29 protein-coding genes and 1 pseudogene are annotated in these 25744 nt (G+C 66.9%); 15 read left to right on the top strand and 15 right to left on the bottom strand.

Features of this window, described 5'->3' with window-relative positions; genetic code table 11:
- Positions 1-40: 40 nt before the first annotated feature.
- Positions 41-1123: a hypothetical protein gene (locus ACWGE0_RS22795; protein ID WP_452262909.1), complete on the top strand. Its 1083-nt coding sequence runs from the start codon at positions 41-43 to the stop codon at positions 1121-1123.
- Between the two features lie 398 nt (positions 1124-1521).
- Entirely contained in the window at positions 1522-1770 is a 249-nt protein-coding gene (locus tag ACWGE0_RS22800; RefSeq protein ID WP_452262910.1) for a hypothetical protein, read from the top strand.
- A gap of 43 nt (positions 1771-1813) precedes the next feature.
- Here ACWGE0_RS22800 and ACWGE0_RS22805 read toward each other — a convergent pair whose 3' ends face one another.
- Both ACWGE0_RS22805 and ACWGE0_RS22810 read right to left on the bottom strand, forming a co-directional pair.
- Entirely contained in the window at positions 1814-2266 is a 453-nt protein-coding gene (locus ACWGE0_RS22805; protein WP_452262911.1) for a DUF3040 domain-containing protein, read from the bottom strand.
- A 159-nt stretch (positions 2267-2425) separates the two neighbouring features.
- Positions 2426-3079 carry a TetR/AcrR family transcriptional regulator C-terminal domain-containing protein gene (locus ACWGE0_RS22810; protein ID WP_452262912.1) on the bottom strand — a complete coding sequence of 218 codons (654 nt, stop codon included), beginning with the start codon at positions 3077-3079 and terminating at the stop codon, positions 2426-2428.
- Positions 3080-3407: 328 nt separating this feature from the next.
- Here ACWGE0_RS22810 and ACWGE0_RS22815 point away from each other — a divergent pair, with 328 nt between their 5' ends.
- The 4 genes from ACWGE0_RS22815 (at position 3408) to ACWGE0_RS22830 (ending at position 5329) form a co-directional block, all read left to right on the top strand.
- The gene (locus ACWGE0_RS22815) at positions 3408-3701 is read left to right on the top strand and encodes a hypothetical protein (RefSeq protein WP_452262913.1); all 294 of its coding nucleotides are present in this window, start codon (positions 3408-3410) and stop codon (positions 3699-3701) included.
- Positions 3698-3826: a hypothetical protein gene (locus ACWGE0_RS22820; RefSeq protein ID WP_452262914.1), complete on the top strand. Its 129-nt coding sequence runs from the start codon at positions 3698-3700 to the stop codon at positions 3824-3826. The genes ACWGE0_RS22815 and ACWGE0_RS22820 overlap by 4 nt, the downstream gene beginning before the upstream one ends.
- 172 nt (positions 3827-3998) lie before the next feature.
- Complete coding sequence (locus ACWGE0_RS22825) at positions 3999-4670, top strand: DUF998 domain-containing protein (protein ID WP_452262915.1); 672 nt, start codon at positions 3999-4001, stop codon at positions 4668-4670.
- A complete protein-coding gene (locus tag ACWGE0_RS22830; protein WP_452262916.1) occupies positions 4667-5329 on the top strand; it encodes a DUF998 domain-containing protein in 663 nt (220 codons plus the stop codon). The genes ACWGE0_RS22825 and ACWGE0_RS22830 overlap by 4 nt, the downstream gene beginning before the upstream one ends.
- Before the next feature lie 175 nt (positions 5330-5504).
- Here the strand turns inward: ACWGE0_RS22830 and ACWGE0_RS22835 are convergent, their stop codons facing one another.
- Positions 5505-6728, bottom strand: coding sequence for an IS110 family transposase (locus ACWGE0_RS22835; RefSeq protein WP_452262917.1), 1224 nt, complete (start codon positions 6726-6728; stop codon positions 5505-5507).
- Between the two features lie 1478 nt (positions 6729-8206).
- Here ACWGE0_RS22835 and ACWGE0_RS22840 point away from each other — a divergent pair.
- Entirely contained in the window at positions 8207-8728 is a 522-nt protein-coding gene (locus tag ACWGE0_RS22840; protein ID WP_452262918.1) for a hypothetical protein, read from the top strand.
- 80 nt (positions 8729-8808) lie between these two features.
- On the opposite strand, the gene ACWGE0_RS22845 is transcribed toward ACWGE0_RS22840, so the two are convergent.
- Genes ACWGE0_RS22845 through ACWGE0_RS22860 form a run of 4 tightly spaced genes read right to left on the bottom strand, consistent with a single transcriptional unit; the run spans position 8809 to position 11907 of the window.
- The gene (locus ACWGE0_RS22845) at positions 8809-9318 is read right to left on the bottom strand and encodes a cysteine desulfurase family protein (RefSeq protein WP_452262919.1); all 510 of its coding nucleotides are present in this window, start codon (positions 9316-9318) and stop codon (positions 8809-8811) included.
- Positions 9315-10553, bottom strand: coding sequence for an MFS transporter (locus tag ACWGE0_RS22850; protein WP_452262920.1), 1239 nt, complete (start codon positions 10551-10553; stop codon positions 9315-9317). The genes ACWGE0_RS22845 and ACWGE0_RS22850 overlap by 4 nt, the downstream gene beginning before the upstream one ends.
- Positions 10550-10807, bottom strand: a complete 258-nt coding sequence (locus ACWGE0_RS22855) for a rhodanese-like domain-containing protein (protein ID WP_452262921.1) — start codon at positions 10805-10807, stop codon at positions 10550-10552. Before ACWGE0_RS22855 ends, ACWGE0_RS22850 begins: the two co-directional genes overlap by 4 nt.
- Positions 10808-10815: 8 nt before the next feature.
- Positions 10816-11907, bottom strand: a complete 1092-nt coding sequence (locus tag ACWGE0_RS22860) for an MBL fold metallo-hydrolase (RefSeq protein ID WP_452262922.1) — start codon at positions 11905-11907, stop codon at positions 10816-10818.
- A gap of 60 nt (positions 11908-11967) precedes the next feature.
- Between ACWGE0_RS22860 and ACWGE0_RS22865 the strand changes: the two genes are divergently transcribed.
- The 4 genes from ACWGE0_RS22865 (at position 11968) to ACWGE0_RS22880 (ending at position 13755) form a co-directional block, all read left to right on the top strand.
- Entirely contained in the window at positions 11968-12621 is a 654-nt protein-coding gene (locus tag ACWGE0_RS22865) for an ArsR/SmtB family transcription factor (RefSeq protein WP_452262923.1), read from the top strand.
- A 60-nt stretch (positions 12622-12681) separates the two neighbouring features.
- Complete coding sequence (locus ACWGE0_RS22870) at positions 12682-13029, top strand: hypothetical protein (RefSeq protein WP_452262924.1); 348 nt, start codon at positions 12682-12684, stop codon at positions 13027-13029.
- A gap of 240 nt (positions 13030-13269) precedes the next feature.
- A complete protein-coding gene (locus ACWGE0_RS22875) occupies positions 13270-13356 on the top strand; it encodes a DUF6596 domain-containing protein (protein WP_452263022.1) in 87 nt (28 codons plus the stop codon).
- 3 nt (positions 13357-13359) lie between these two features.
- Positions 13360-13755: a hypothetical protein gene (locus tag ACWGE0_RS22880; protein ID WP_452262925.1), complete on the top strand. Its 396-nt coding sequence runs from the start codon at positions 13360-13362 to the stop codon at positions 13753-13755.
- Here the strand turns inward: ACWGE0_RS22880 and ACWGE0_RS22885 are convergent.
- The 3 genes from ACWGE0_RS22885 to ACWGE0_RS22895 are packed head-to-tail and all read right to left on the bottom strand — an operon-like array spanning position 13745 to position 15671.
- A complete protein-coding gene (locus ACWGE0_RS22885) occupies positions 13745-14368 on the bottom strand; it encodes a class I SAM-dependent methyltransferase (RefSeq protein WP_452262926.1) in 624 nt (207 codons plus the stop codon). The two genes, ACWGE0_RS22880 and ACWGE0_RS22885, sit on opposite strands and share 11 nt — an antisense overlap.
- A complete protein-coding gene (locus tag ACWGE0_RS22890; protein WP_452262927.1) occupies positions 14365-15066 on the bottom strand; it encodes a helix-turn-helix domain-containing protein in 702 nt (233 codons plus the stop codon). The genes ACWGE0_RS22885 and ACWGE0_RS22890 overlap by 4 nt, the downstream gene beginning before the upstream one ends.
- A 26-nt stretch (positions 15067-15092) precedes the next feature.
- Positions 15093-15671 (bottom strand): TetR/AcrR family transcriptional regulator, encoded by a 579-nt coding sequence (locus tag ACWGE0_RS22895; protein ID WP_452262928.1) that lies wholly within the window; start codon positions 15669-15671, stop codon positions 15093-15095.
- A gap of 87 nt (positions 15672-15758) precedes the next feature.
- Here ACWGE0_RS22895 and ACWGE0_RS22900 point away from each other — a divergent pair, with 87 nt between their 5' ends.
- Entirely contained in the window at positions 15759-16940 is a 1182-nt protein-coding gene (locus tag ACWGE0_RS22900) for a cytochrome P450 (protein WP_452262929.1), read from the top strand.
- 156 nt (positions 16941-17096) lie between these two features.
- Positions 17097-17396 carry a hypothetical protein gene (locus ACWGE0_RS22905; RefSeq protein WP_452262930.1) on the top strand — a complete coding sequence of 100 codons (300 nt, stop codon included), beginning with the start codon at positions 17097-17099 and terminating at the stop codon, positions 17394-17396.
- A 158-nt stretch (positions 17397-17554) separates the two neighbouring features.
- On the opposite strand, the gene ACWGE0_RS22910 is transcribed toward ACWGE0_RS22905, so the two are convergent.
- Entirely contained in the window at positions 17555-18346 is a 792-nt protein-coding gene (locus ACWGE0_RS22910; RefSeq protein WP_452262931.1) for a DUF1883 domain-containing protein, read from the bottom strand.
- 376 nt (positions 18347-18722) lie between these two features.
- Between ACWGE0_RS22910 and ACWGE0_RS22915 the strand changes: the two genes are divergently transcribed.
- Positions 18723-19493, top strand: coding sequence for a DUF5131 family protein (locus ACWGE0_RS22915; protein ID WP_452262932.1), 771 nt, complete (start codon positions 18723-18725; stop codon positions 19491-19493).
- 146 nt (positions 19494-19639) lie between these two features.
- Positions 19640-21007 (top strand): three-Cys-motif partner protein TcmP, encoded by a 1368-nt coding sequence (gene tcmP, locus ACWGE0_RS22920; protein WP_452262933.1) that lies wholly within the window; start codon positions 19640-19642, stop codon positions 21005-21007.
- 44 nt (positions 21008-21051) lie between these two features.
- On the opposite strand, the gene ACWGE0_RS22925 is transcribed toward tcmP, so the two are convergent.
- The 4 genes and pseudogenes from ACWGE0_RS22925 to ACWGE0_RS22940 form a co-directional block, all read right to left on the bottom strand.
- Positions 21052-21738, bottom strand: a complete 687-nt coding sequence (locus ACWGE0_RS22925) for a hypothetical protein (protein WP_452262934.1) — start codon at positions 21736-21738, stop codon at positions 21052-21054.
- A 44-nt stretch (positions 21739-21782) separates the two neighbouring features.
- Positions 21783-22999: pseudogene (locus tag ACWGE0_RS22930) on the bottom strand (IS110 family transposase).
- 818 nt (positions 23000-23817) lie between these two features.
- Entirely contained in the window at positions 23818-24312 is a 495-nt protein-coding gene (locus ACWGE0_RS22935; RefSeq protein WP_452262935.1) for a hypothetical protein, read from the bottom strand.
- Positions 24313-24471: 159 nt separating this feature from the next.
- On the bottom strand, positions 24472-25695 hold the full coding sequence (locus ACWGE0_RS22940; protein ID WP_452262936.1) for a CHAT domain-containing protein: 1224 nt from the start codon (positions 25693-25695) through the stop codon (positions 24472-24474).
- Positions 25696-25744: the final 49 nt, after the last annotated feature.

Genomic DNA, 25744 nt, shown 5'->3' on the forward strand with positions numbered 1-25744 from the left:
AGCCACGCCCGTGCCGACCTCGCCGTTGGCAGGCTGAGTCGTGACCTCGCTTCGCGACCTCACTCCCTTACGCGATGTCGTGGCCGAGAGCGGGCCGGAGGCAAGCGGCAAGGAGTTCGTCGCCGTGGCGCTGCAAGCTCTGCGGCGAGCCTCCATGCTGACGCCGACCGAGTTCGCCGAACGCGCCGACCTGTCGTTGGCCGATGTCGGGCTCGCCGAACGTGGCACCGTGCCGTGGAACGTGCTCAACCAGTATCTGGCTGCGGCCGACGCCACCGAGGCCGACCGGCGCTTCATACATGAACTGTGGGAACAGTCGCAGCGGCGGCACACCGCGCCGCAGGCGGGTGCACAGGTCGACCGTGCCGAGGACATCAGCGCGGCCCGCACGGTGCCGATCCTCGTCGCGGCCAGGCCGGCCAGCGCGTCTCCTACCGGTGCGCCGACGCGCCGGCAGGTCACGCCATCGTGCCCGGATACCACCGAGTGGCCCGACCCGGCGACGATCCAGACCGCACCCGAGTTCCAGCTGGGCTTCGAGAAGCTCAAAAACAGCACCGGAGCCTCGTACGCCAGGCTGGCCAAGGTGGCCGAAGGGCTCGGCTATCCGTTGCCCCGCACCACCTTGCACAACCTGTGCACCCGGCCGAGGCTGCCCATGAGCCCCGAGATGGTCAGTACGTTCGTCGCCGCCTGCGGTGGCGACGAACAGACCGTGCGGGCGTGGGTGGCAGCGTGGCGGCGGCTCAGAACCACGACCGGCGAACCTGGTATGGCGCCGTCGACGCAGGTCGTGAGCGCCGGGGAGCACGCGCACGACTCGGAGGCCGGCGAAGGTCACGGTGCGGCTGACGACGAGACTGCTGACCACCAGCGTTCCGGCGTCACCGACAACCGGGAGTGGTTCGCGCCCGACCTGTTCTCGCGTGCCGCAATGGCGGCGCCGACCATGAGCACCAGGCTGGCGCCGTCATCGCGGAGCTACATGGCGCCCGCTACCTGCACAGCTGTCGTGTGGTCGGCGCGCACCGTGACGCTGCGCGCCGCAGTGCCGATCGCCGCGCTGCTGTTCTTCTTAGGCCTGCTCTCCGGCCTGCTCACTGGGGTGACACTCACCCACTGACCCTGGGCACGACGTTGCGCACGCGGCCGCCGGGTCGATCGCGGTCGTGGTGACACCTGTCCCCGCACATGGCTCAGGGGCCGCTTTGGCGACCCCTGAGCGGGAGACGACCACCTGTTCCTAGGCAGGTGAGCGTCGGCGCTCCCGTCGAATTATCCGCCGTGGATGCATCTCAAGAGGGAGCACACATGAGCCTACGTGGCTCGCGAAAGGGCAGTTCACAGAACAAGCCCAGTTCCACCGAACGAAGCGCGATTTCTGCCCGAACGCGCGCACAGCCGCGCAGGACCACGCGGCGTAAGGACGGACGCACCACCGACCCCACAGGCCAAGTCGACCGTGCGGCAAGCAGCGCGGACAGCGGCTGGTTGTCCTGGGCCCGACGCACGGGGAAGTTCGTGGCCGGCAGCTGGGTCGCCGTCGCCCGCACGACCGCGGTCGTCTTGGCGCTCGGCGCTGCCATTCACTACTTCGACCTTGAGGTCGACGTGTTCGGGGTGACGTTCTCCGCCGCCAAGACGTGCCAGGCCGAGGTCGTAGAGCCGCCGGCACCGTACCCGGCACCCCACACCCCGGTGCCGCAGCCGTCGCCCCAGGTGAACCAGGACCGGGTGCAGGAACCACTGCCAGCGAACCCGCCCGCCTGAACTACGCTTCAACTAAGTCGCACTCGCCAGCACCGGCCTCAGATCACCAGGCCGGTGCTGGCGCTGAGCAGCTCAGCTCCAATCCCTTCGTGCCTTGACTCGCCTCCGCCCCCGAGACATCCCTGGAAGTTAAGCGGCCCGCTCGGTGTGGTGAGCCCAGGCGGTGGCTTCGTCGTAGGTGGTGCGGGTGGCGAGGTAGCCGTGGACGATGCCGACGAGCCGGTTGGCGACGTGCCGCAGGGCGGCGTTGTACGGCGAACCTCGAGGGTCCAGCGCGGCACCCTGGGTGCGGGGCGGTTGAGCTGGCGGCCAGTTTCGGGTCGTCCTCGGCGAGGTGGCGCTCGATTTCGTCCAGTTCCTGCTGCTCGCGGTCCGGCAGTCTCATGTCCGGTCTTCTCGCCGGGCTGCTCAGGACTTCACCAAGGCCAACGCTCGAGACCCGCCAAGGTTTCCGTTCGAACGCCGACCTGCACCGTGGCGACTCCATTGGCCACATGAACACTCAAGCGATACCGGTTAGACCACCGATAGCCGCCTGTGCCCAATCCTGGGCACCAGCTGCAGCACCAGCTGCAGCACCAGTGACAGCGCTGGTCGCGAGATCCTAAAGCCCTACGACATCGCGGATGCCGCCGCAACGAACGCGTTTGTGTCCTTACCTGGCAAGGCGGACAAAGCTGTCGAGCATAGCGGTGAGGCCGAGGTCGAAGTGCCCGTCGGCGCCCGCGTCGTCGGCGCTGCGTGCAAGCAGGTTGTACTCCGGTGATTCCGGCGGCGGCTTCCGGCTACGCCGCTCGCCGCCGAATTGGAGCACGGCCAGGGTGAGTGCGTGACCGATGGTGAACTCCCGCAGGCAACGCAGGACGCGCAGGGCGTCGCCCGGAGTGAAGCCCGCCTCGACCATGAGTCCGATCATGCGGTTGCCGGTCTCGATGGCCGCCGGTGAGCGGACCGGACGGGTGGCGAAGATGGTGACCGCTTGTGGGTGGGCGAGCAGCGTGTCCCGCAGGCGACGGATGTACTGCTCAGCCAGATCGCGCCAAGGCCCGTCCCAGGGCAGCGACTCGATGTCGAGTTCGACGAAGAGGGTCTCGGCGATGCCGTCGAACAGTGCTTCCTGGCCGGTGAAGTACCGGTAGACGGCCATCGGGTCGACACCGAGTTCGGCACCGAGCTTGCGCATGGAGAACTTGTCCCGCCCGATGTCGTCGACGAGCGCAAGGGCCATGGCTGCGATGTACTCGCGGCTCAGCGTCGGTCTCGTCGGCGCGACCGGCCGAGGCCGGCGGGTTTGTTCGTCGTTGGTCATGTTTCCAGGAGCTCGGTCAAGCGGCGGGCGAATTCCTCGGATTGTTGCGGGTATGCGGTGTGCCCGCGAGGAAACTCCACGCAGTGCACGCCAAGTCTCTCACCCAGGACGTGGGCGGGCCTGTGGTAGGGGCGGCCCACACTGACCCGACCAGTGGCCAGCCACCACCGCACCCCGGCCGATCCCAGCGCCGCGAGGTCGGGTTCGTAGTCGTAGCAGAACGCGGGTAGCTCACGGCGGAAGGAGATGTCGGCGTTGCCCAGAAAGCGGTGCATCCCGCCCCGGCGCACGTCCGGCCAGCCGTCGCGACACCGCGCCGCAGGCCAGCATGACCCGCAGCATCCCGGCCAGTGTCGTTCGGCCGGCGGGGTCTGGAACGACCGGGCGGGCGGGGCATGGTCATCGCCACGAAGGCGACGAACCCGCGCATCGGTCCTTCGGTGTCCGCGATCCGGCGCAGTTCGTCCAGTTCCAGCTGTTCTGGACTGCCGGGCAGGAGCTGGACCAGCGGCGGCTCGTGCACCATGTCGCCCAGCAGCCGGTCGCCGTACCCGGCCAGGACCTCCACCGCAATGATCACGCCGTTACCGCTGCGAAGATGTGCGCCCGCTCGATCCCATGATGATCCAGCACGGCCACCACATCGGCCACCACATCGGCCACCACATCGGCCGCCTGATCGGCGACGGCGATCGAGACGGACTCGTCGTCGACCAGGCTGCGAGTTGCCGCGCCGGTCGTAGGTGATCACGGTGAACCGCGTCGCCAGCGGTGGGACGACCTCGGCGTACATCTCGGCGTCACCGCCACCACCGGGAATCAGCACCAGCGCCGGGCCGATGCCGGTTCTCTCCGTGTGCAACCGAGCACCGGCGGTCCGATTTGCGTCTACAGTGTAGCCTGTGTCTACAGTGTAGGCATGATGAAGTTTGATATTGACGAACAGCGGGACGTCGGAAAGCTGGCAGCCATCGGAGGCATGGGGGTTCTCGTGTTCGTGACGCTGGTCGCGGTCCTGCACGTCGTCGACCCCGCCCGCGATCCGGTCAGCATCACCGTCAGCGAGTACGTCCTGGGGCCGCACGGGTGGCTGCTCAGCGTCGCCGCCCTGGCGTTCGGTCTGGGCACCCTGGCCATCACTGTGGCGGTCGCCGCGGCCCTGCCGTCGCCGCGACCGCGCGCGGGCCTCACGTCGCTCACCATCGCGGGGCTCGCCATGGTGATGGTCGGCGCGTTCCCGACCGATCCCATCGACCCCACCGACCCGCGGTTCCTCACCACCGCCGGCGCGATCCACGCCGCTGCGGGCATCCTGTCGTTCACCTGCTTCGCCCTCGCAGGTCCGCTGCTCGCCAAGCCAATCGTCACGGCGACGAACAACTCGGGGCTGCGTCGGGTCGCAGCCTTACCGCCGATCGGCTATGTGCTCTTCTGGGCGACCGGCATCCTGGACAACCAGCTCGGCGGCCTGCTCGGCAGCCGCTCCGCCACCGGCCTCGGTGAACGGCTCATGGCCGCGGCGTTCATCGCCTGGCTCCTCGCGGTCGCCGTCAGCGTCCGCCGCGCCGCGACGCAGGAGCAGCCGGCATGATCCGCACCAGACTTCTGCTCACCGCCGGCCTCGGCCCGGCGCTGTACGTCATCGTGCTGCTGCTCGACAGCCTGACCCGACCCGGCTACAACCCGCTGCACCATTTCGGCAGCGAACTCGCCAACGGCGACCGCGGCTGGCTCATGATCGCCAACTTCGTCACCGCCGGCACACTCACGATCTGTTTCGCCTTCGGACTGCGCAGCCTGCTGCGCCCTGGCCGCGGTGCAATCGCCGCACCGGTACTGGTCGGGCTGTTCGGCCTGGGGCTGGTGGTAGCCGGAGTGTTCACCGCCGACCCGAAACCGGGCTACCCACCCGGCAGCACAGGGACCGCGACCCCCACTCTGCACAGCCTGATCCACGACGCGAACCTGTTCCCCACCTGGACCGTCATGACCGCCGCCATGCTCGTGCTCGCCGCCCGCTTCGCCGCCGACCGCCAACGGGCCTGGATGTGGTACTCGATCGCCAACGCCGTCCTGGCCATGACCACCCTGATGGTCGCTGTCGCCCAGTACGACGCCGACACCCAGACCGGCAGCTACCACGGCCTGTGGCAGCGGATCAGCATCACCATCGGGTTCAGCTACTTCGCCATCCTCGCTACGCACCTGCTCCGACAGCACAAGCGCGCAGCCATCTCACTGCCATCCTGACCGCACGACTCGCCCGACCCCGCGTGGGCCGGGCTTGTCCCTTCCGCTGTCGCCGGCCGGGTGCCAGCTGCTCGAACGTCCGGCAACATCCCCGACTGCGAGCCCGGGGACTGGTGCCGGTCGACGGGCTATTCGGGCAAGTGCCACCGCCCGAGGACATCCCTGGGATTAAGGATCAGGCTGCGACTGCAGCGGTGTGGTGGCCCCAGGCTGTGGCCTCGTCGTAGATCGTGTGGGTAGCGAGGCAGCCGTGAAGGATCCCGACGAGGCGGTTGCTGACGTGCCGCAGAGCGGCGTTGTGTGGGAGCCCTCGTGCGCGTTGGCGGTCGTAATAGACGCGCGCTCCAGGTGAACCCGCCAGTGCGGCCATCGCCTGGCGCATCAGTGCGTCGATGAGTCTGGTGTTGCGCACGTAGCGGGCGTTGACGGTGCTTCTGCAGCCGGAGGCGATGGTGACCGGGCTGGTGCCGGCGTAGTTCTTGCGTGCCTTCGGCCCGGCATAGCGGTCCGGGTCGTCGCCGAACTCGCCCAGCACACGGCTGCCCAGGACCACACCGATGCCGGGCTGGGAGAGGTAGATCGCCGAATCCGGGTGTTCGTGGAAGCGCTCAGCCAACTCCCGCTCGAGGTAGTCGATCTGCTCGACGGTCGTGGCGATCATCGCGACGAGCGATCGGACGGTCGTGGCGTATGCCTGCTGCACGGCGACCGGTAGGCGCAGCTGCTCTGAACGCAGTTCGTCCCGGATCTTCCGTGCTCGCTCGTCGATCTTGCACCTGCCCGCGCGGCGCAGGACAGCGGTGATCTTCGCGAGTGACAGCTTCGCCGCGGTGTCTGGATCTGGTGCATGCTGCAGCAGGTCCAGCGCCTCTCCTGCCGCGAGCTCTTCGCCGAACGCGGCCAATGCCGCCGGATAGAAGTCACGCAGTTGTGCGCGCAGCCGGGCGACCAGCCGCTGCCGGTCCCAGATCATGCTCTGATGCGCACGAGCCAACAACTTGATCGCCTCGGCCAGGTCGCTGTCATCCGCGACCGGACGCAGCTGGTGCGAATCAGTGCGCACCATGTCCGCCAGCACGTGTGCATCCGCGGCATCGCTCTTCGCACCCGACGGCGAGAACCGTTCACGGAACCGGAACGTCTGCCGCGGGTTGACCACGAATACCCGGTAGCCAGCCGCCACCAGCGCCGCCACCCACGGACCACGATCGGTCTCGATCCCGATCAGCACCTGCTCCGGATCGGCGTCCGGCACGACCTGCTCAGCAATCAGACTGTGCAGCAGGCCAATACCCTCCACTCCTTCGGGCAGCCGGGCCTTCACCAACGCCCGTCCGCTCGCGTCCATGATCTCGATGTCGTGATGACCTTCAGCCCAGTCATCACCAACGAACAACACCAATACCTACCTCCAGTCGGCCAGAACGACATCGGGAGAACGCCAGCAGTCAGTGGTCAAGTGCTCACACCAGCGCCACGGTGCGGCACGACATCCCTTAAGCGGTCACTCCCCCAGCCACCCAGCAGGCGCACGAACCACGGGCAGGACTCACCAACTCCGAACGAGCCAAGTGCTCACCCCGCCAGGCAGCCATCTCGCAGTGAGGTGTCGGTCGCCTGCCTGGACATCCTCTGCATGTCGCTCGAAGGTGCACTCAATCGTGTGAGGCCAACCGAGCACGGCGCTGGATGTACTCACTGGCAACCGCAGCCGGCTTCTGACTTCGCTTCCGCCACGGTGAGATTCGAGTCGACTGGCTGCTCGCTGGACGTGCAGCAGGCGCTCACACCGCAGCACGAGCCTGCATCCCGCACCGGGACGCCTGCGATGACGGGCTTCACGTCGAGGGGCTTCACCGCGCGGACGATCGCGGAATGCATGCCGTCCGCCGCCTCGAATGTCGGCGTGATCTCGACATTGGCAAAGCCGGCGGACTCCAGACCCTCGCGGTACTCGCCGAGGTCAGGGATCCCGCGATGCAGCTGACGTAGGAGCCGTGCTCGGCTCGCTCGGCGGGCGTGAGGTGGTCGTCGGCGACGACATCGGAGATGCCGATGCGGCCGCCGGGCCGCAGGACACGGAAGGTCTCGGCGAACACGGCGGACGAGTCCTGGCGTCGTACCTGAATCGGCTCGACCGTTCCGCTTTGACGGATCGGTTGCCGAGCTGTGTCAGACCCTGAAACGTCTCAAGGGAAGGACTGTGCCGGCTTGTGGTCACCGTAATCATCTTGGCCGTCGCGTCGATGCAGGCATAGCGCCACGCGGTTCGTTGGCGTCTGCTCTGACGGCCACCGTGGACTTCGGTGGTGGATCGTCCACTTCGGAGCGTTCGCGGCACGGTCGCGTCTCGGCTGGCCAGCTCAAACGTGACAATCACCGGCTTCGGCGCGAAACCGACCTCACCAGCCACCTCGACCTGGCCGCAGCCGGCATCCAGCGTCTCGCCCTGGGAACCACCAGTTGTGCCGCCAGCTCGAGGCCGCGATGCGCGTCGGTCGCATCGGCAGGCGCGCACACGAACGGCGATCGGTCCGGGCACCTCCATCCCATGGCCACCAGTTTCGTAACGCGGCTCATGACCGGGACGACATTAAAGTCAGATGTCAACTGACGTGTCCGGTGCTTGTGCGATTCAGAAGCGTCGGCTGGCGCAAACGCGGTGAAACCCGACGGCCCGTCGTGTTGCCACCTGACACGAAGTGAGAGAACCCCAACGTCGCAGCACGGGCATCCGGCCGCGGCCCGCTGGGAGGCGTCATGAGCAGATCCAAAGCCCTGTCTCGCGGTATCGCCATCGCGGCCGCGGTCACGGCGTCACTCGTACTGGTCGGTCCTCCGGCGAGCGGCGGGCAGCCGACCCGGGACAACAACTGCGTGCATCCCTCCGGGATCAGTTTCAACGAGCTCTTCGATGTCCCCGAACAGTTCGTCAACCCGATCTGCACAGGTCTCACCGCGGGCGAACACTGGCGGCCGACTATTAGCTACTTCGGCGCTGAGACCGCCGACGCCGTCTACCCGCCTGGGTACGTGCCGCTGCACGCGAACCCGGTTGACGATGTCCTCGCCAAGACCACGATCAAGGTGGTGGTCGACGGTGGCACCGCCCAGGAGAAGGCATACACCTTTGTCCCGTCCGATGAGGCGTTTCGCACCGACGTGCGCATCCACGACATCAACCCTGCATTTCCCGACCTACCGGGCTTCTTCATCATCCCGCGGATGGCCCCGCTCAGCCCCGGCCACCACACCCACGAAATGATCTGGATTCTCAGCGCCCAGCACTGCGACGGGGTCGCGACCGATGAAGCCGTGAGCTGCTTGCCAGCCGGCCAGGAATCCCTCTTCGTACGCCCCACAGACGTCGCGATCCCCGAACCTGTCAACGGCGCCTGAAACTGGCTCTCACGACAACTACGCACATCGGCTAAGAGCCGACGTGCGGCGGCTTGGCGCAGCGTGGGGCCAGAACTCGCTCACTGGGCAGATACAAGTGCACCGGTTTCGTTGTTCGCCGCCATAACGGACATGAGGACGGTGCGTGGGCTGATCGCCGCCGTGAGATCAGCCGGGTCGACCAGGCCGTGGCTGTCGACGGGCAGGAACGTCACCTCCGCGTTGTGCCAGCGGCGCAACGCCTCGCACGCCCGCAACACGGCGGGATGCTCGGTGGGCTGGGTGATCACGTGCGGCCGGTCCACGCCGGAGGCCAGCGCGGTGCCGCAGATGGCGAGGTTGTCAGCCTCGGAGCCGGACCCGGTGAACACGATCCGCTCAGCTGACGTGCCGAGGAGCGCAGCGACCTGATCACGGGCGTGATCGAGTGCGATGCGGGACTCCCGGCCGTAGTGGTGGGTGCTGGACGGGTTGCCGAACTCCGCGGTCAGGTACGGCAGCATCGACTCGGTCACCACGGGGTCGATCGGTGTGGTGGCGTTGTAGTCGAGGTAGATCGGTCCGTCGAGAAGTCCATGTGGGACGGTCACGCGCTGACCTTCCTGTTGGAGTGGGTTTCGTACATGCGCACGGCGACCACGATTCCGGACAACGCGGTGAGCGCGGCGACCACCCACACCGCGGCGCGCAGGCCCCAGAGGTCGGCGACGATGCCGCCTAGCAGGGCGCCCACCGCGAAACCGCCGTCGCGCCAGAGCCGGTAGACACCGACAGCTCGCGCGCGCCATGCCGGGTGCGCGACGTCGCCGATCGTCGCCAGCAAGGTCGGATAGACCATCGCGGTGCCCGCGCCCAGCAGCACGGCCGCGACCAGCCACACCGTGAAGGTGTCGGCGAGCGCGACGAGTGCGAGCGCGGCGGCCTGAAGGAGCATGCCCGCGGTGATCAGATGTTTGCGGCCCCAGAGATCCGACAGTGGACCGGTGACCAGCTGCCCCAGACCCCACACGGCCGGGTAGACGGCGGCCAGGACACCGATCTTGGCGACCGAAAGGCCGGTGGTGGCGAACAGGATCGGGAACAGGCCCCACGCCAGACCGTCGTTGAGGTTGTTCACCATCCCGGCCTGGCTCGCAGCGGACAGCGCGGGCTCCCGCAGGCTCGTGCGGGTGAAGATCTCCCGGTCACTCGGCATGCCCTCAGAGGCAACGGGGTGCTGTGTCGCTTCATGCCGGGCGTGTTCTCGGGTCTCCCGCACGGCGAAGACGGTCAGTCCGATCCCGAGGACCACATAGGACAGTCCGAGCAGGAACGGTGCCGGGCGCAGCCCGTAGCGGGCGGCGAGGTATCCGGTGGCGAGCGCGGTGACCGCGACGGCGATGTAGCCGGCGGCTTCGTTGAGGCCCATCGCGAGGCCGCGGCGGGACGGCCCGGCCAGGTCGATCTTCATGATGACGGTGGTGGACCAGGTGAGGCCCTGATTGACGCCGAGCAGCACGTTCGCCGCGACCACCCAACCCCACGACGGCGCCCAGATCAGCATCAGCGGTACGGGGATCGCGGCCAGCCAGCCGGCCAGCAGCACCGGGCGGCGCCCGAAGCGGTCGGACCAGGTGCCCGCGAAGTAGTTGGTGGCGGCCTTGGTCAGGCCGAAGGCGACGACGTAGGTGAGTACAAAGGTGTAGCCGGTGAGGCCGAACTCGTCCTTGGCGAGCAGCGGCAGCACCGCGCGCTCCTGCCCGAGCACACCGCCGACCAGTGCGTTGACCGCGACGAGCAGGCTGAACTGGGCGAGGTTGGCGCGCAGGCCGAGGTGGAGGCTCATCTGCCGCTCTCCAGGCGTCCGCCGGTCGCGTCGGTCCAGTCCTGAGGTCCGCCGGTGAGCACGGCGACGTCGCGATGCCCCGCCTGTTCGAGGAGGCTGGCGGCGCCCATGGCGCGCTCCCCGTGTCCGCACATCACGATCAGCGGCTCATGCGGCACCTCGTCAACGCGGCTGGGCAGGTCGCCGAGTTCGACGTGCTGCGCGCCCGGCAGGTGCCCGGAGGCGAACTCGGGTTCCTGCCGAATGTCCAGCACTGGTCCGCTCACCTCGTCCGGGCGCACCAACCTGGTTGTAGCCGTGGGAAGTTCCGCGGCCGTCCACGCGTCCATCCCGCCGTCGAGCTCACCAGCGAGGTCGAGGTAGCCGATCTTGGCTGCCTGCCAGGCGATCTCCGCGGGGTCCTGGTCGGCGCCGCGCACCACGACCAGCGGCTGGTCGTGCGGTGCCAGCCAGCCGAGCCACGATGCGAACACCGTGCGAACACCGGCCGCAGCGGAATCGACAGCGCGCCGGGCACGTGCGCGGCGGCGAACTCGTCGACCGGCCGGACGTCGATCAATCGCGCGCCGTTGGCCAGAAGCCGCCGTACCGCACCAACCTCCAGCGGCGGCAGCTCAGGCGTTCCGACCAGAACGCCCTGGCGGTTGATCTCGCCGAGGCGGCGGAAGTACGGCGGATAGCTGCCCAGCGAGCCGAGCAGCTCCTTGACGAAGGCGTCCTCGTCGGCCGCACGCAGCAACGGGTTCGTCGCCTTCTCCCTGCCGATCGTGCTGGTGCGGTCCGCGCCAGGCGGGGCGGAGCAGAAGGATCCGGCGCCGTGCGTGGGCCAGACGGTCACGTCGTCGGGCAGCTCGGCGAGCCTGCGCAGCGACGCGTACTGGGCGCGGGCGAGGTCCTCGGTCCGGTCGGGAGCGACGAGGTCGGTCCGCGCGGCCGCACCGACGATCAGCGAGCCGCCGGTGAACACCCCGAGCGGACGGTCGCCGTCGAGCAGCAGGAACGACAGGTGCTCGTCGGTGTGGCCGGGGGTCCCCAACGCCCGTAGACGTAAGCCGCCGAGGTCGACCTCGGCGGCGTCGCGCAGCCCGTTGTGCGCGAACTCGCGGTGTCCGGCCGCGGAGGCGAGCACGCGGGTGTCCTGGGTCGCGGACAGCTGACGGGCTCCGGACAGGAAGTCGGCGTGCAGGTGTGTGTCCGCGGCGAACGCCACGCTCAGCCCGCGTCGCTGGGCGGCGCGGCCGACTTCCCTCAGATCGAGGCTGACATCGACCACCAGCGCCCGGCCGTCGCCCAGATTGACCAGATACGCGGAGTTCCCCAGACCCTCGTCGACAAGCGCTAGCACCTCAGGCATGGCCATCGTCTCCTTCCCACATCCAGTGTTCTACACTATTCCAAGGATGATTGGAGAACCATGGGTGATCGGGATGCCAAGAACGCGTTGTTCGACCAGTTCGCTCGGGTCGGCAAGGCCCTCGCGAGCGGCAAGCGACTGGAACTGCTCGACCTGCTCGCTCAGGGCGAGCGCACGGTCGACGCGCTCGCGAAGTCGGCGGAGCTGGGGCTGACGACCGCGTCGGCGCATCTGCAGACCCTCAAGCAGGCCAACCTCGTGGTCACCCGCCGCGAAGGCACGAAGATCTTCTACCGGCTGGCCGGAGACGACGTCGCCGCGCTGTTCGCACTACTGCGCACCGTCGCGGACGACCGGCTGCCCGACGTCCGCACAGCGCGTGAGGCCTACCTCGGCGACGACACCGAAGCAGTCAGCCGCGAGGAGCTCCTCGAACGCGTCCGATCGGGACGCGCGACGGTGATCGACGTGCGGCCCGCCGAGGAGTACGCCGCCGGGCACATCCCCGGCGCAGTGTCCGTTCCGCTGGACGAACTGGCGGACCGGCTGGCCGAGCTCCCAGCCGACCAAGAAGTCGTGGCGTACTGCCGCGGCGCCTACTGCGTGCTCTCCCACGACGCCGTCCGCCTGCTCACCGCGCAGGGACGAACGGCCCGGCGCCTTGCCGACGGCATGCTCGAGTGGCGCCTCGCCGAACTCCCCGTCGCGGTCTGAGGAACGGACACCGTGAACACCCTGATCACTCGTCACCCTGCCCAAAGACGCATCCTGACAGTGCTCGTCGCAGCCCAGATCCTCAGCGGCGCCGGCCTGGCCGCGGGCATCACCGCCGGAGCGCTGCTCGCCCAGGACATGCTTGGTGCCACCAGCGCGGCAGGCTTACCCGCGGCACTGTTCACCATCGGCTCCGCCCTCGCGGCTCTGCTGATCGCCCGCGTCTCCGGCCTACGCGGCAGACGCGCCGGCCTCGCCGGCGGCTACCTCACCGGCGCAGTGGGTGCGCTCGGCGTCGTCATCGCTGCGGCCACCGACAACGCAGTGCTGCTGTTCGTCGCGTTGTTCGTCTACGGCGCGGGCAGTGCGACCAACCTCCAGGCGCGCTACGCCGAGGACGCGCGGTGAGCACGGTGCTTGTCGCCACCACGCTCGGCGCGGTGCTCGGACCCAACCTCGTCCCGGCGCTCGACGGACCGTTCATCCTCGCGGTCTTCGCCTACACCGCGGCCGCCATCGTGCTGTGGGTACTGCTTCGACCCGATCCGCTTCTCACGGCCCGGTCCCTGCCCGCGGTCCCCGTGGCCAGCCGCGACTCCCGCGGCGACGCGCGGCCTGCTCGCCCTGATCCGTCTGCACCGCGCCCGCGTGAACGGCAGGTTCTCCCCCGATGGCAACCTGGTGCAGCTGCAGGATCAGGACCGGTCGCGGTGGGACCAGCAGATGATCGGTTAGGCCGTGGAGGTGCTGACCCGTGCTGCCCGCGATCGCCGCCCTGGCCCGTATCAGCTCCAGGCGGCGATCGTCGCGTGCCACGCGGAGGCGAAGTCCTGGGAGGACACCGACTGGCAGCAGATCGTGATCCTCTACGACATGCTGCTGTGCCTCGCGCCGTCCCCGGTGACCCGGCTGCACTGCGCGATCGCGCTCCGGTACGTCGCCGGGGCGGAGAAAGCGTTGGCCGAGCTGGATTTTCTCGGCCTGGACCGCTACCACCTCTACCACGCCACGCGCGCTGAGCTACTCCGCGACATCGGTCGTGACGACGAGGCAGGCGAGGCAGATCAGCGCGCGTTGGAGCTGACCGCCAACCCTGCCGAGCAGGCACTGCTGGAACAGCGGCTCAGGCCTTGACGGCCGCCACCCGCTCGACCATGCCGAGCTTGAGCCGTTCCTGCCGCTGCACTACGAACCCGGCCTGCTCCACCAACGGCAGCGGACGCCGGGTCTGGTAGTCGCCGCACATCCGCACGCTCAACTTTTCCAGCAACGACTGTACGAAATGGATGACACGGTGCTGGCTGCCCACGTGGTCGAGCAACAGCAGCTTCCCACCAGGCCGCAGCACGCGGTGCATCTCGACGATCGCCCCGCGCTCGTCCGGAACACCGCACAAGCCGAGCGTGCAGACCACGGTGTCGAACGACTCGTCCGGGAACGGCAACGCCTGCGCGTCTCCCTCACACAACTCGACCTCGCGGCCGAGCTCGGCGGCGCGGGTACGGGCGATGTCGAGCATCGCCGGGCTGAGATCCAGCCCCGTCAGCGTGACGTCCGCCGGGTAATGCAGAAGGTTGAGGCCGGTTCCGATGGCGACCTCGAGCACGTCCCCGGTGGCCTGCGGGCACACCCAATCGCGGCCGCCGCTGAACTGGATGCGTTCGAAGAAGCCGATGTCGCGGTCGTAGCGCGGCGCGTAGCGATCCCACACGTCACGGAGGCCTTCGGTGTCGAGCTGCTTGCTCATGTCGATGTCCCTTCCGGCAGCAGTCCACGCGTGAGCAGGCCTGCCAGCGTGGATGGAACGGCAGCGGTGTCCTGAGGCTCTTGCTGGGCGGGATCCCAGTGCAGGTGCACCGCCCACAACACACAGGTCTCCAGGATCGTGCGGGCGACCAGCGGCGCCGGTCCGGGCAGCCGCAACGCCTTGCGCCGCTGGAGATACTCGGTCAGTACCACAACGAGACCCGAGCGGCCCTGGCCGAACCAGACATCGGCCAGCTCCGGCAACTCGGGGGCGCAGCGGTCGACCAGCTTGATGCTGACCCGGTGCCGGGACAGCGTCTCGTACAGGTTCGTGATGATCTCGCTCAGCTCCACGGCGAGCGGGCCACGTCGTCGCTTCGACAACGCCTCGACCAGTCGCAACTGCTCGACCTCGCCCCGCAACCGCTCTGCCACCATCGCGGCCAGCTCGCCTTCCGCGGGCGGGCGGACCGGCAGGTCGGCCACCTCGGGCAGCGGCTCCACACCGTCGGCGAACCGCAGTGCGGCCCCGAGCAGCGCGTCCTTGTTCTCGACGTAGCCGTAGACGGTGCCCTTCGCCACCCCGAGCGCGTCGGCGACGTCCTGCATCTGGGTGCGTTGAAAGCCCTGCGCGATGAACGTCTCGGCGGCGGCCGAGACGAGCCTGGGGAACATGTCGGCGGAACGGGTGCGTGGCACCCTCCCACAATAAATGACCGACCGGGTCAGTCAAGACCGCGAGCCGCCTGAATTGCGCTGTGCACCACCAGGGCGATGCAGTCAGCGGCCCGTTCCGGATCGGGTTGGCCGGCGTCGAGCCAGGCGATCACGGACTCCAGGGTGACCGTCGGCACGATCTGCACAGCCCAGTCCAGCCACGGACCTTCCGGAATCACCGCGGCGAGCTCGCGACGGGTGACCTCCGCCGACATCGCCTGCATTCCGTTCACCACGTCACGGAAGTTCGGTTCACGCACGGCGTGGCGGAACAGCAACCGGAACCCGTCCGGATCTTCGGCGGCAGCGCGCAGCAAGGCGGAGATGCTGCCCTCGTCGTAGTCACTGGAGCCGACCGTCGCTTCCAGCCGGGCGCACGCCCGGTCGAGCGCAGCCCGGTACAGGTCGGTTTTCGAGTCGAAGTGCCGGTACAGCAACACAAGGGTGACCCCGGCTTCAGCCGCCACACCGTCGAGTCCGGTCGCCACGTATCCGGTACGGGCGAACGCGCGGGTCGCGGCGTCCAGGATCTGCTCGCGCCGCTGCGCGCGCGGCATGCGCCGCACGTTCTGAGGACCCGCAGCCATCACGCCTCCACTTGTTTAGGCCACAGTCTACAAGTAGCTTTGTTTAAGTCAACTTATACAAGCAGTCCTGAACAAGGGGCAGATATCATGGTTTCTCCTGCTCAACTGCCGTTCGAGCAACCACAGCCGCTGCAGATGGCCCCGCAGCTGCGCGTCCTGCAGTCCCAGGGGACGGTTCACCGGATCCGCACTGCGGTGGGCGACGAGGTCTGGCTGGTCACCGACTACGCCCGCGTGCGTGACCTACTTGCCGACGACCGGCTCGGGCGATCTCATCCCGATCCGCAGAACGCGGCACGCACCGGCGAGTCCGCGCTGTTCGGCGGTCCGTTGGGGAACTTCAGCACCGAGCGGGCCGACCACGCCCGGATGCGTGCGCTGCTGCAACCGCACTTCTCGCCCAAGCACATGAGAGCACTGCGTCCCCGCATTGACGCACTGACCACACAGCTGCTCGATGACTTGGCGGACTCAGAACCTCCGGCCGACCTGCACGCCGCGGTCGCGGTCCCGCTGCCGATTCTCGTGATCTGCGAGCTGCTCGGCGTGCCGTACGACGACCGCGACCAGTTCCGAGCCTGGACCGAGGCCGCCGCGAACATCAACGACCGCACCGTCTCCGAACAAGGTCTCGGCAACCTGTTCGGCTACGGCCTGCGCCTCGTCGAGACCAAGCGACGGGAGCCCGGCGACGACGTGATCTCACGTCTGTGCGCGACCGACGGCGTCTCCACCGAGGAGGCCGCCATGCTCTCCATGGCACTACTGTTCGCTGGCCACGAGACGACCGTGGTCCAGATCGGCATGGGTGCGCTGCTCCTGTTGGCCAACCCTGATCAGTGGAATGCCCTGCGCGACGACCCCAGCCTCATCCCGAACGCCGTCGAAGAGATCCTTCGCGCGCCCGGCAAGGGCGGCGGCGGGATCCCCCGCTATGCCCGCACCGACCTGGAGATCGACGGCGTCAGGATTCGCGCCGGCGACCTCGTCCTGCTCGACAACGGCGCCGCCAACCACGACCCGACCGTCTTCGCCGAACCGGACCGCGTCGACATCACCCGCCAGGCCGCCGCCCACCTCACCTTCGGCCACGGCCTCCGCTACTGCATCGGCGCCCCACTGGCCCGCATGGAACTACAAGCCGTGTTCTCCCAACTGATTCCACGCTTCCCCACCATGTGCCTGGCCGTTCCCATGGAGAGCCTGTCGGTCCGGCGCGAGATGCTGACAGGCGGACTCACTGCCCTGCCGGTGATGTGGGACCGCTGATCTACCGCACGTGTCGGCGTCGGCGTCACGTCGGCTAGGCGCGGCGAGCAGCGTGCACGCCTGCGGCGTCCAAGACTCCGCTCAGCTGTCGTGACACGACGAGATACCGGATGCAAGAGCGGATACTGCACGTCACAGGCACCCGGAGGTGACCGAATGACGGTCCAGCCCGAACACGACAGTGCAACGGTGACGCGATGCTGGTGCTGCGGAGGCGAGTTCCCCGAAGCCGAACTGGTGCGCCTCGGGCAGCACCCCGAGGTCGGCGTGTGTCTGGCTTGCGCCAACTGGTTGCGGCGCCGCGCCATGCTGCGCCGCGACGAACTGCACTCGTCGCCCATTGGACGCCTACGGTCCGGGGTTCATGCCGTCCGTGAGAGGGCGATCAGGAAGGGCTGGCACGAGCGCGGACGTCTGGGCGTGCTGCTGCGCTGGCTGGACCGCCACCTGCCGTGAGCACGACTTGACCCGGCACCCCGGCGTGAGAAGGGAGAGACTCGCCAAGCTGGCGGGCGTGATCCCACAGGTGCTGCGCTGCTACGAGCGGCGTGGACGATTTCCCCAGCCTGGCCCACAGGGCAACGACTCATGGGTCTCACTCCGATTCGCCGTCCTCAAGCAACCTCTCGGGTGGCAGAGGTGACGATCTCCGCGATCTCGGCGGCGATCTCCTCCAGGGTGCTGTCGGTAGTGCTACGGGCCAGCTTGTCAGCGAGCGAAGGGCTGTAGGAAATGACCTCCGCCTTAGTGAGCCGGTGCCACAGCGGCAGCATGACCTGCGAGCCGTCGACAGTTCGGGTGACCAGACCGTCCAGCTCGTACTGCGCCCATCCCTTGGCGAAGAACGACTCGGAGAGCACGACCACACCGAACGCGCTGTTGGCGATGCTTTGGTCGATCTTGCGCCGGAGGCTGTCGCCGAGCTTCAGCTCGAACTCGTCGTACCAGACCCGCAGGTCCAGGCCCTGAAGAGCGTGAGCGAGGGGACGGACAATCTCGTCCTTGTCCTCGGACGCATGGGAGATGAACACGTCCCACTGCTTGGAGATGAGCTCGTTGTCGACGTGGTTAAGCGCGGCAACGGACTCCGCGAGCCGATCTAGCGTGGGCATCGACCGCTGGCGCAGTTCAGGCAGCGCTCCAGGGAGCACCTGCACGGACGCGCGACCGCTGCCCCTCATGCCGCCGTAGTCGATCACGAGGTACCAGTGACCCGAACGGGGAACCTGTAGGCGCACCGGCGAGCGGGTCGCCTGGCCGCCGTAGCCGGTCGCGCGCCGTCCTGCCTTGAACGAGCTGAAGTTGGAGCTGTCGAAGAGGCGGACGTTGGCGGCGTTACCGCTCAGCTTGACCTCGACAATCGCGCCACGTGGCTGGTGCTTGAGGTCCCAGGAGTTGAAGTTCATGCACGGACTCCATGTCGCCCTGCGGTCGCGCTCGTGCGGCCTAGGTCTAACACACACCTCCGACAAACCGGGCTACGGAGTCCGGACGTTGCTCATCGCCGCCGAGCGGGCACGCCAGGCCTTCCGCGATCTGCGCAAAGGTGGTGTGCGGTCGGACCGACTTCGATGAGCGTGAAGGGGACGGGGCCGATTCAGTCGCCGTAGCCGACAAGGTGGATGCGAGGCTCGGTGACGGTACAGATTCGCCACCGTCACGAGCTTATGGACGCGGCGCGGCGTGTTGCCTCGAACGCTAGTTCGAGATACAAGCTGGGGTAGCACTCATCAGAGGCAGGAACCGGTGCCCTACGGTGTCGATCTGGCCAGGAGGAGAGCGATGAGCACCCGATCGAGCATCGAGTGGACCGAGACGACGTGGAATCCGACAACCGGATGCGACCGAATCTCGGCAGGATGCGACAACTGTTACGCCCTAGCACTGGCAAAACGGTTGAAGGCCATGGGTTCCGCGAAGTACCAGACCGATGGGGACCCGCGAACCAGCGGTCCTGGCTTCGGCGTGATGACCCACGCCGCTTCACTCGCCGAACCGTTCCGGTGGCGTGAGCCGCGGTTGGTGTTCGTCAACTCGATGAGCGATCTGTTCCACGCCAAGATCCCGCTCGAGTTCATCCAGCGGGTGTTCGACGTGATGGCCTCGACCCCCCGGCACACGTATCAGATCCTCACCAAGCGAGCACTGAGACTGCGCAGGATCGCGGACAAGCTCACTTGGCCGGAGAACGTGTGGATCGGCACATCCGTGGAGAGCCAGGACGTGGTGGGACGCATCGACGACCTCGCGCACGTACCAGCGGCGGTGCGATTCCTGTCCTGCGAGCCACTCATCGGCCCGCTGCACGATGTCAGCTTGGACCGCATCGACTGGGTCATCGTCGGCGGAGAGTCAGGCGCAAACGCACGTCCCGTCGAGGAACGCTGGGTGATCGACATCCGTGACCAGTGCGTCCAAGCAGGAGTCCCCTTCTTCTTCAAGCAATGGGGAGGCCGCACGCCGAAAGCAGGTGGTCGCCTCCTTGAGGGCCGTACCTGGGACGAGATGCCCAACCGATCACAGTTGGTAGCCACTCCTGCAGGGCGAATCTGATCCAGCAACACCGGCGTCAAGGTCGTCGCCACAACGTCAGCGACTCTACGACGCGTCACCCGTCTGAGGTAGTGGACCTGGGTTCACTCTTGCGTAGCGTTGACGGTCACTAACAGCGACACCTCGGTGAGAGCTGGAGGGACCGCTTGACGGACGACGAGCGCAACGATCCGAGCATTGCCGCAGACGGAACGAACGACGACCTCACTGCCGAAGAACTGGCCGACTACCAGCTGGGCGGCGAGACCGGCGGTGAGATCGGCACCGAGACCGGACCTGGTTGCGACCCGTTCTTCGTGTCGAAGAAGTCCGCGGCGGTGTTCAAGCACAGCCTGCTGAAGAGCTACTTCCCCAAGTTCGCAGGCAAGGCCGGCTCCACCGAGGTCGACAAGCGCCTGGTCTACGTCGACACACACGCCGGGCCAGGCGAGTACGAAGACGGCACGCCCGGAAGCCCTCTCTTGATCGCGAAGAACGTGACAGGGATGTTGGGCGCGTCCGGGGCTGCTCACCGGGACATCGCGTGCATGTTCGTTGAGGCCCGACGCAGTCACCATCAACACCTCAAGGCCGTTCTGACGCAGAACATGCCGCCGGAGGCGCGGTGGCAAGCACGCCATGGCAAGGCAAGCAAGCACCTGGACGAGGCTCTGGCATTCGCGGGTGATGCACCGCTGTTCATGTTCATCGACCCCTACGGCCTCGGTCCCACGTTCGACGAGGTGGTGCGCGTGCTCAAGCGCCCTCGCGCCGGACGAGGAAGCAAGACCGAGATCCTGCTGAACTTCATCTCCATGGCCTTCTCCCGAGCCGGAGGCTTTCTCAACACCGACCAGCCCACTGCCCAACAAGCAACCACCCTCGATCGACTGGACCTGGTCCTCGGCGGGGCTTGGTGGCGCGACGTCTACCTGGCGGCATCCATAGGCGGACAAGCGGTGAGCAAGCTGGTCAGCGAGTACGCCCGCCTCGTGTGCGAGGCGGTCAACAAGCGCGCGCAGCCTGGGATCCCACAGCGGTGTGAAGCGACGTTGATTCCGGTCTGGAACACGCTGGAGCAGGACACACCGGTCTACTGGCTGGTCCACTTCACCTTCCACCCTCAGGGCAAGTGGTGCATCGCCGAAGCGGCAGCGAAGGCGAACAGCACCTGGCGCCAGGCCAATCACCAGCTCGCACTCACTAAGCGCCTCGCCCGTGAAGCCGACACCGGTCAGGAGGACTTGTTCTCGGGGACGCTGGTTCCTCAGATCACCGAGGAGGAACACTCACGGGCCGAGGAGGAACTCCAGAAGCGATGGATCGCCACAATCACCGAGAACATCAAAAGGCTCACACAGACGCGACCGCGACTCGACGTCTGCCGGGACATGGACGTGATCTTCGGTACAACGCTGGGACTTGCCGACGGCAAGCACCTCCGAAGGGCATGGGATCAACTGGCCCAGCAAGGTCTAGTTGAACGTCGTGAAACCAGTAAGCCTATCGAGAAGCAGTCGATACGGCGGGCTTGAACCTTGAGCCGGCCGGAACGGGATCGCGGACTCAGTGCAACAAACTAGTCGCGTTCATCGCCGACCAAGGCGGCGACTCGCAGCCCCGGGCCATGTCCCCCAACACGTTCAACAATTAGGTCAGCGAGTTCGGCACGAAGAGCGAATACTAGTTCACGTGCACAATCCATGCTGATCTTGAGTTCACCGCGCAGCGTGTCCGCCGAGATGGGTCGCTTGTGGACCGCCCAGTGTCGGGCGTCCGCCTGTCGTGCACGACCAAGGTTCGTAGCATCCTCTTCGGCGTCGGACATCTCGTAGGCTCGATGCTCGTGGCTAACGGCGAGCAGCTGAGCCTGCCGTGATCGACCAGTCTGCGAGATCGACTGGAGCATGCCGGGTCCGACCTCGGCCCACCCGATCAGCAGCACCGGCCCCACCGCGTCGAACGCAGCCTTGCCATAGTCACCCGACAGCAGTGGATCTGCCACGTTGAGCGCCAACGTCACGGCGCTGACGAAGAGCGTGAACCGTCGCAGTGGTTTCAAGACCTCGGTGGACGCGCCGTGCAGGGCGAGGTACCTCGTCGCCAGAAGAAGCCCGAGGATCGACAAATCAACAGCTGGTGCGACAAGCGGGGCCACCCACACAGGCACTCCCAACTGCATCGCCAGACTCAGAACATTGCCGAACCCAAAGAGAAACGTCAGACCAACGACCGCCGCGATGATCACCGTGACCGCCCGCGACACGTCCTGCAGGATCCCCGATTGCGAGCCCGAGACATCCCTGGAAGTTAGGCGGCACGCTCAGCTTGATGGGCCCAGGCAGTGGCTTCGTCGTAGGTGGTGCGGGCGGCGAGGCAGCCGTGGAGGATGCCGACGAGCCGGTTGGCGACGTGCCGGAGAGCGGCGTTGTGTGGCACGCCGCGGCCGCGTTGGCGGTCGTAGTACGCGCGTGCTCCCGGCGAGCTTCGTAGGGCGCACATGGCCTGACGCATCAGCGCGTCGACCAGCCGTGTGTTGCGGACGTAACGAGCGCTGACAGTGGACCTGCTGCCTGATGCGATCGTGACCGGACTGGTGCCAGCGTAGTTCTTCCGCGCTTTCGCTCCGGCATAGCGGGTGCGGTCGTCACCGAACTCACCGAGCACCCTGCTGCTCACGATCTCGCCCATACCAGGCTGCGAGAGGTAGATCTCCGCGTCCGGGTGTCGGCCGAGCCGTTTCACCAGCTCGGCCTCGATGAGGTTGATCTGCTCGACCAGAGCGGCGATTGTTCCCACCAGCGCGCGGACGGGGTGGCGTAGGCCCGTTGCAGGACGGCGGGCAGACGGAGCTGCTCCGAGCTGAGACCCACATGAATCCGCTCGGCTCGCTCATCAACGAGCCGCTTCCTGCCCACTCGCTTCAGGGCTGCCAGGATCTCCGGCCGCGAGAGCTTGGCAGCAGCATCGGGGTCCGGCGCCCGCTTGAGCAGATCCAGCACCTCGCCCGCGGCCAAGTCTTCGCCGAACGCGGCCAGCGCTGCGGGGAAGAAGTCACGCAGTTGGGCCCGCAAGCGAGCGACCTGTCGTTGACGGTCCCAGATCAAGGTTTGATGCGTGCGGGCGAGCAACTTGATCGCCTCGGACAGGTCGCTGTCACCCGCGACCTGACGCAGCTGATGTGAATCCGTGCGCACCATGTCCGCCAAAGCGTGCGCGTCCGCAGCATCGCTCTTCGCTCCGGACAGCGCGAACCGTTCCCGGAACCGAGCTGCCTGACGCGGATTGACCGCGAACACCCGATAGCCCGCAGCCACCAGTGCTGTCACCCACGGTCCACGATCGGTCTCGATCCCGACCGACACCTGGTCCGACCCGCTAGCAGCGTGGTCGGCGATCAATGCGTGCAGCTGCTGGATGCCCTCAACTCCTTCGGGCACTCGCGTGCCGCATAGTTTCTTGCCTTGAGCATCCATGATCTCGATGTCGTGATGACCTTCAGCCCAGTCATCACCGACGAACAACACCTCACGTACCTCCGCGTCTCGGCAACAGCATCAACGGGAGAACGCCGGCAGGTACTGGTCATGTGCTCACACCAGCGCCAGGCGGGCACAACATCCCTGAGCGGTCGCTCATCCCCAGCCACCAGCAAGCGCACGTGTCTCGGGAAGGACTTCAGAAACCCGCTTTAACCAAGTGCTCACCTGCCAGGGGCCGCTATCGCACATCCTGCCGATCGTGGCGGCAGTTTGGCCGGTAGGTCTCCGGGTGTTGCGAGGTCCTCCTCTTGGGGACGTGATGCCGTCCGTTGCGCATGGAGTCGGGCCGGCTCACTGGCAGCCGCAACCGGCTTCGGACTTTGCTTGCACCACAATCAGAGTGGGGTCGACCGACTGCTCGTCGGTTGTGCAGCAGGCGCTGACGCCGCAGCAGGAGTCTGCGCTCACCGCCGAGGCAGTAGTGCTGACCTGTTCGACGGCAAGGGGCTTCACCGCGCGGACGATCGCCGAGTGCATGCTGTCCGCTCCAGGACAAGACACCGACACCCACTACGGCCGCGCCGCGATGATGAGGTGTGAGCACTCACCAGGAAACCAGCGTGCGGCTGCTGCTGCCGTGAGTACTCGACGCCTTGGCGCGTGTCGGCGACGCGCCGGAAGGTCACTCGGGTTGAGGCGGTCCGCCAGGTGCATGGCACCCGACGTCAGCTTCATACCTACCCCAAGTGAGGTTTGCACACCGCCGTAGAAGGCGGACAACTCACCCATCTCAATCTCCGGCTTCACCAAACGACGCACGACCTACCGCGACGCCAGCTCGACCGCACGACACCCCAACGGACTCACACATGGATGATCATGGCCAGCACCGCGACAGCAAGCGCGATCAACGCCGACACCTGAACGATCAGTCCGATGGTCACCCAACGCGCCTTGAAGTTGTTCGCGCTGCGCAACGTGGCCAGGGTGCTGACCAGCAGGCTGCCGGTGTGGTTGCGGGCATCCACCTCATTGTCGATCCAATGTGCGGCAAGCATTGTTCTGAGCGTCCCCGTGGCGGCGACGGCGTAGTGCCTGTTCCATCCAGCGATCACGCCACAGCCGCCTGCAGTGGCGAAAAGCAGGAGCGCGGTACCGACCGGACCGAGCACCCATGGGGTTAACTGGGGTGTCGCGGCCGTTTTGACGATGGCCGCGAGGCCGACGAGGAGCGTGACCAGTGCACCGGAGGACGTCACCAGTGCTTGGCCACGTGCCTCGAACGCGGTGCGGCGCTCCCGCTCGGCCTTGAGTTCGGCTTCAACGAAGCCCAGATACGTCTTGCCTTGGTCACTCATCGAGTTTCGACGTCTGGTCCCGGACCTCCGTCGCGAACGTTTTCTACTTCCAGCCATCCCTTGTCTACGGGGGCTGGCCTTGGCTCATCGCCGGTGCTCACCGGCTCCGGGTTCGTCGGCATGCTCTCATCATCGCAGGAAGAACCGGATGTGTTTCGGTTACGGTCCGGTGTGGGTGAACGGCGTCCAGGTGCTCAACCTGCCATCACCCGCACGGCGAACCTCGGACACCGCGTCATGCAATGCTTGCGCGGATCGATCCACGGCGAACGCGCCAGTGGCGGTCAGGTTCCGGTAAACCACGTCCGCGACCTCACCGGCAGTTTTGTCGTAGACCGACCACATGGTTCCGATGACGTGACGGTAGCCGGTGTAATGCAGCGCCGCCGCGAGCGTGATTGCCTCGTCGGCCAGGGCCGTGCCTCCGACCGCAGTCTTGCACGCGGACAAGAACGCGAACTCGCCGTGGTGTTCAGTCGCGACGACATCGGTCACCGTCAGAGTTCCGTCTTGCAGCACCAGGCCGCCCTTGGAAGGTGCGGTGAGGTCCTGGACGCCGTGGCAGCTGAAGTGGACAAAGCCGTGGTTGACCAGTGCGTCTCGCACGTCCTTCTTAATAGCCGCAGCACCTTGGAGCACGGTGCATGAGTCTCCGAACAACTGCGTGAGAAGGTCGCGGTCGCGTGCGACCGACTCCAGAGACATCTCCCCATCGCCGGTGACTGCTACCACCAACATCCGTTGGTTGGAGGTAGCAGTGCGTTCCTGAGACTGTCGTAGTGCGCGCACGGTAGGGGTGTACGAGGAGACGACACGGTCGAGGACCGTGCGACCACGCCCTTCTGCATGATGCCCCGCCGCGTGTAACGGAAGTAGGCTCAGCAAACCGGTCGGACACCACCACAGCCTGCTCGGGTTCTGGCTGACGGTAGTGATGCCAAGCTCGGTCAGCACCGGCTCCGCGATCATGTCCCACAACCATGCCGTGACATCGGCGAGACCTCGTTCCCGATTCTCTGCTGCCTCAAGGTACGTGCGCGTGACGTCCTCGCGGACGGTCACGTCGCCTCTCCGCTTCGCGCTGAGGAAGTTTCGGATTGCTTCGTCGAAATCTGTCTGCACCTGGAGGTAGGCGAGTGCGCGCAGCAGCAGGTCGCCGGAAGTCAACCCGCCGAGCGGCAAGGCAGACGGCGTACCGTCCCTGATAATCAGGGCGTCGCATCGCACCGGGCTGATGTTCACCACAACTAGGGGGCCGGCAAGGGACCGCGGTACGAGGTCTTCCAGCCGAGGTGGGCGAAGGAAGTCGTGGAAGCCGTCGAGGCGACGTGCTCGCTCGACGAGTCGATCCCACTCCAACGCCAATTCCATCCGGTTGTCCACGTCGTTCTCCGCCTAGTCTGGTTCGACTCCGAACGCTGATGGGAGACCG

The sequence above is a fragment of the Lentzea sp. NPDC054927 genome, assembly GCF_053610285.1.

Excerpts from the sequence above, each read along its gene's own strand:
- ACWGE0_RS22810 (WP_452262912.1), bottom strand. The coding sequence starts at position 3,079 with ATGACCAACGACGAACAAACCCGCCGGCCTCGGCCGGTCGCGCCGACG.
- ACWGE0_RS22915 (WP_452262932.1), top strand. The coding sequence starts at position 18,723 with ATGAGCACCCGATCGAGCATCGAGTGGACCGAGACGACGTGGAATCCG.
- ACWGE0_RS22935 (WP_452262935.1), bottom strand. The coding sequence starts at position 24,312 with ATGAGTGACCAAGGCAAGACGTATCTGGGCTTCGTTGAAGCCGAACTC.
- ACWGE0_RS22910 (WP_452262931.1), bottom strand. The coding sequence starts at position 18,346 with ATGAACTTCAACTCCTGGGACCTCAAGCACCAGCCACGTGGCGCGATT.
- ACWGE0_RS22825 (WP_452262915.1), top strand. The coding sequence starts at position 3,999 with ATGATGAAGTTTGATATTGACGAACAGCGGGACGTCGGAAAGCTGGCA.
- ACWGE0_RS22850 (WP_452262920.1), bottom strand. The coding sequence starts at position 10,553 with ATGAGCCTCCACCTCGGCCTGCGCGCCAACCTCGCCCAGTTCAGCCTG.
- ACWGE0_RS22895 (WP_452262928.1), bottom strand. The coding sequence starts at position 15,671 with ATGGCTGCGGGTCCTCAGAACGTGCGGCGCATGCCGCGCGCGCAGCGG.
- ACWGE0_RS22900 (WP_452262929.1), top strand. The coding sequence starts at position 15,759 with ATGGTTTCTCCTGCTCAACTGCCGTTCGAGCAACCACAGCCGCTGCAG.
- ACWGE0_RS22805 (WP_452262911.1), bottom strand. The coding sequence starts at position 2,266 with ATGTGGCCAATGGAGTCGCCACGGTGCAGGTCGGCGTTCGAACGGAAA.
- ACWGE0_RS22905 (WP_452262930.1), top strand. The coding sequence starts at position 17,097 with ATGACGGTCCAGCCCGAACACGACAGTGCAACGGTGACGCGATGCTGG.
- ACWGE0_RS22815 (WP_452262913.1), top strand. The coding sequence starts at position 3,408 with ATGACCCGCAGCATCCCGGCCAGTGTCGTTCGGCCGGCGGGGTCTGGA.
- ACWGE0_RS22885 (WP_452262926.1), bottom strand. The coding sequence starts at position 14,368 with ATGAGCAAGCAGCTCGACACCGAAGGCCTCCGTGACGTGTGGGATCGC.
- ACWGE0_RS22860 (WP_452262922.1), bottom strand. The coding sequence starts at position 11,907 with ATGCCTGAGGTGCTAGCGCTTGTCGACGAGGGTCTGGGGAACTCCGCG.
- ACWGE0_RS22830 (WP_452262916.1), top strand. The coding sequence starts at position 4,667 with ATGATCCGCACCAGACTTCTGCTCACCGCCGGCCTCGGCCCGGCGCTG.
- ACWGE0_RS22865 (WP_452262923.1), top strand. The coding sequence starts at position 11,968 with ATGGGTGATCGGGATGCCAAGAACGCGTTGTTCGACCAGTTCGCTCGG.
- ACWGE0_RS22820 (WP_452262914.1), top strand. The coding sequence starts at position 3,698 with ATGATGATCCAGCACGGCCACCACATCGGCCACCACATCGGCCACCAC.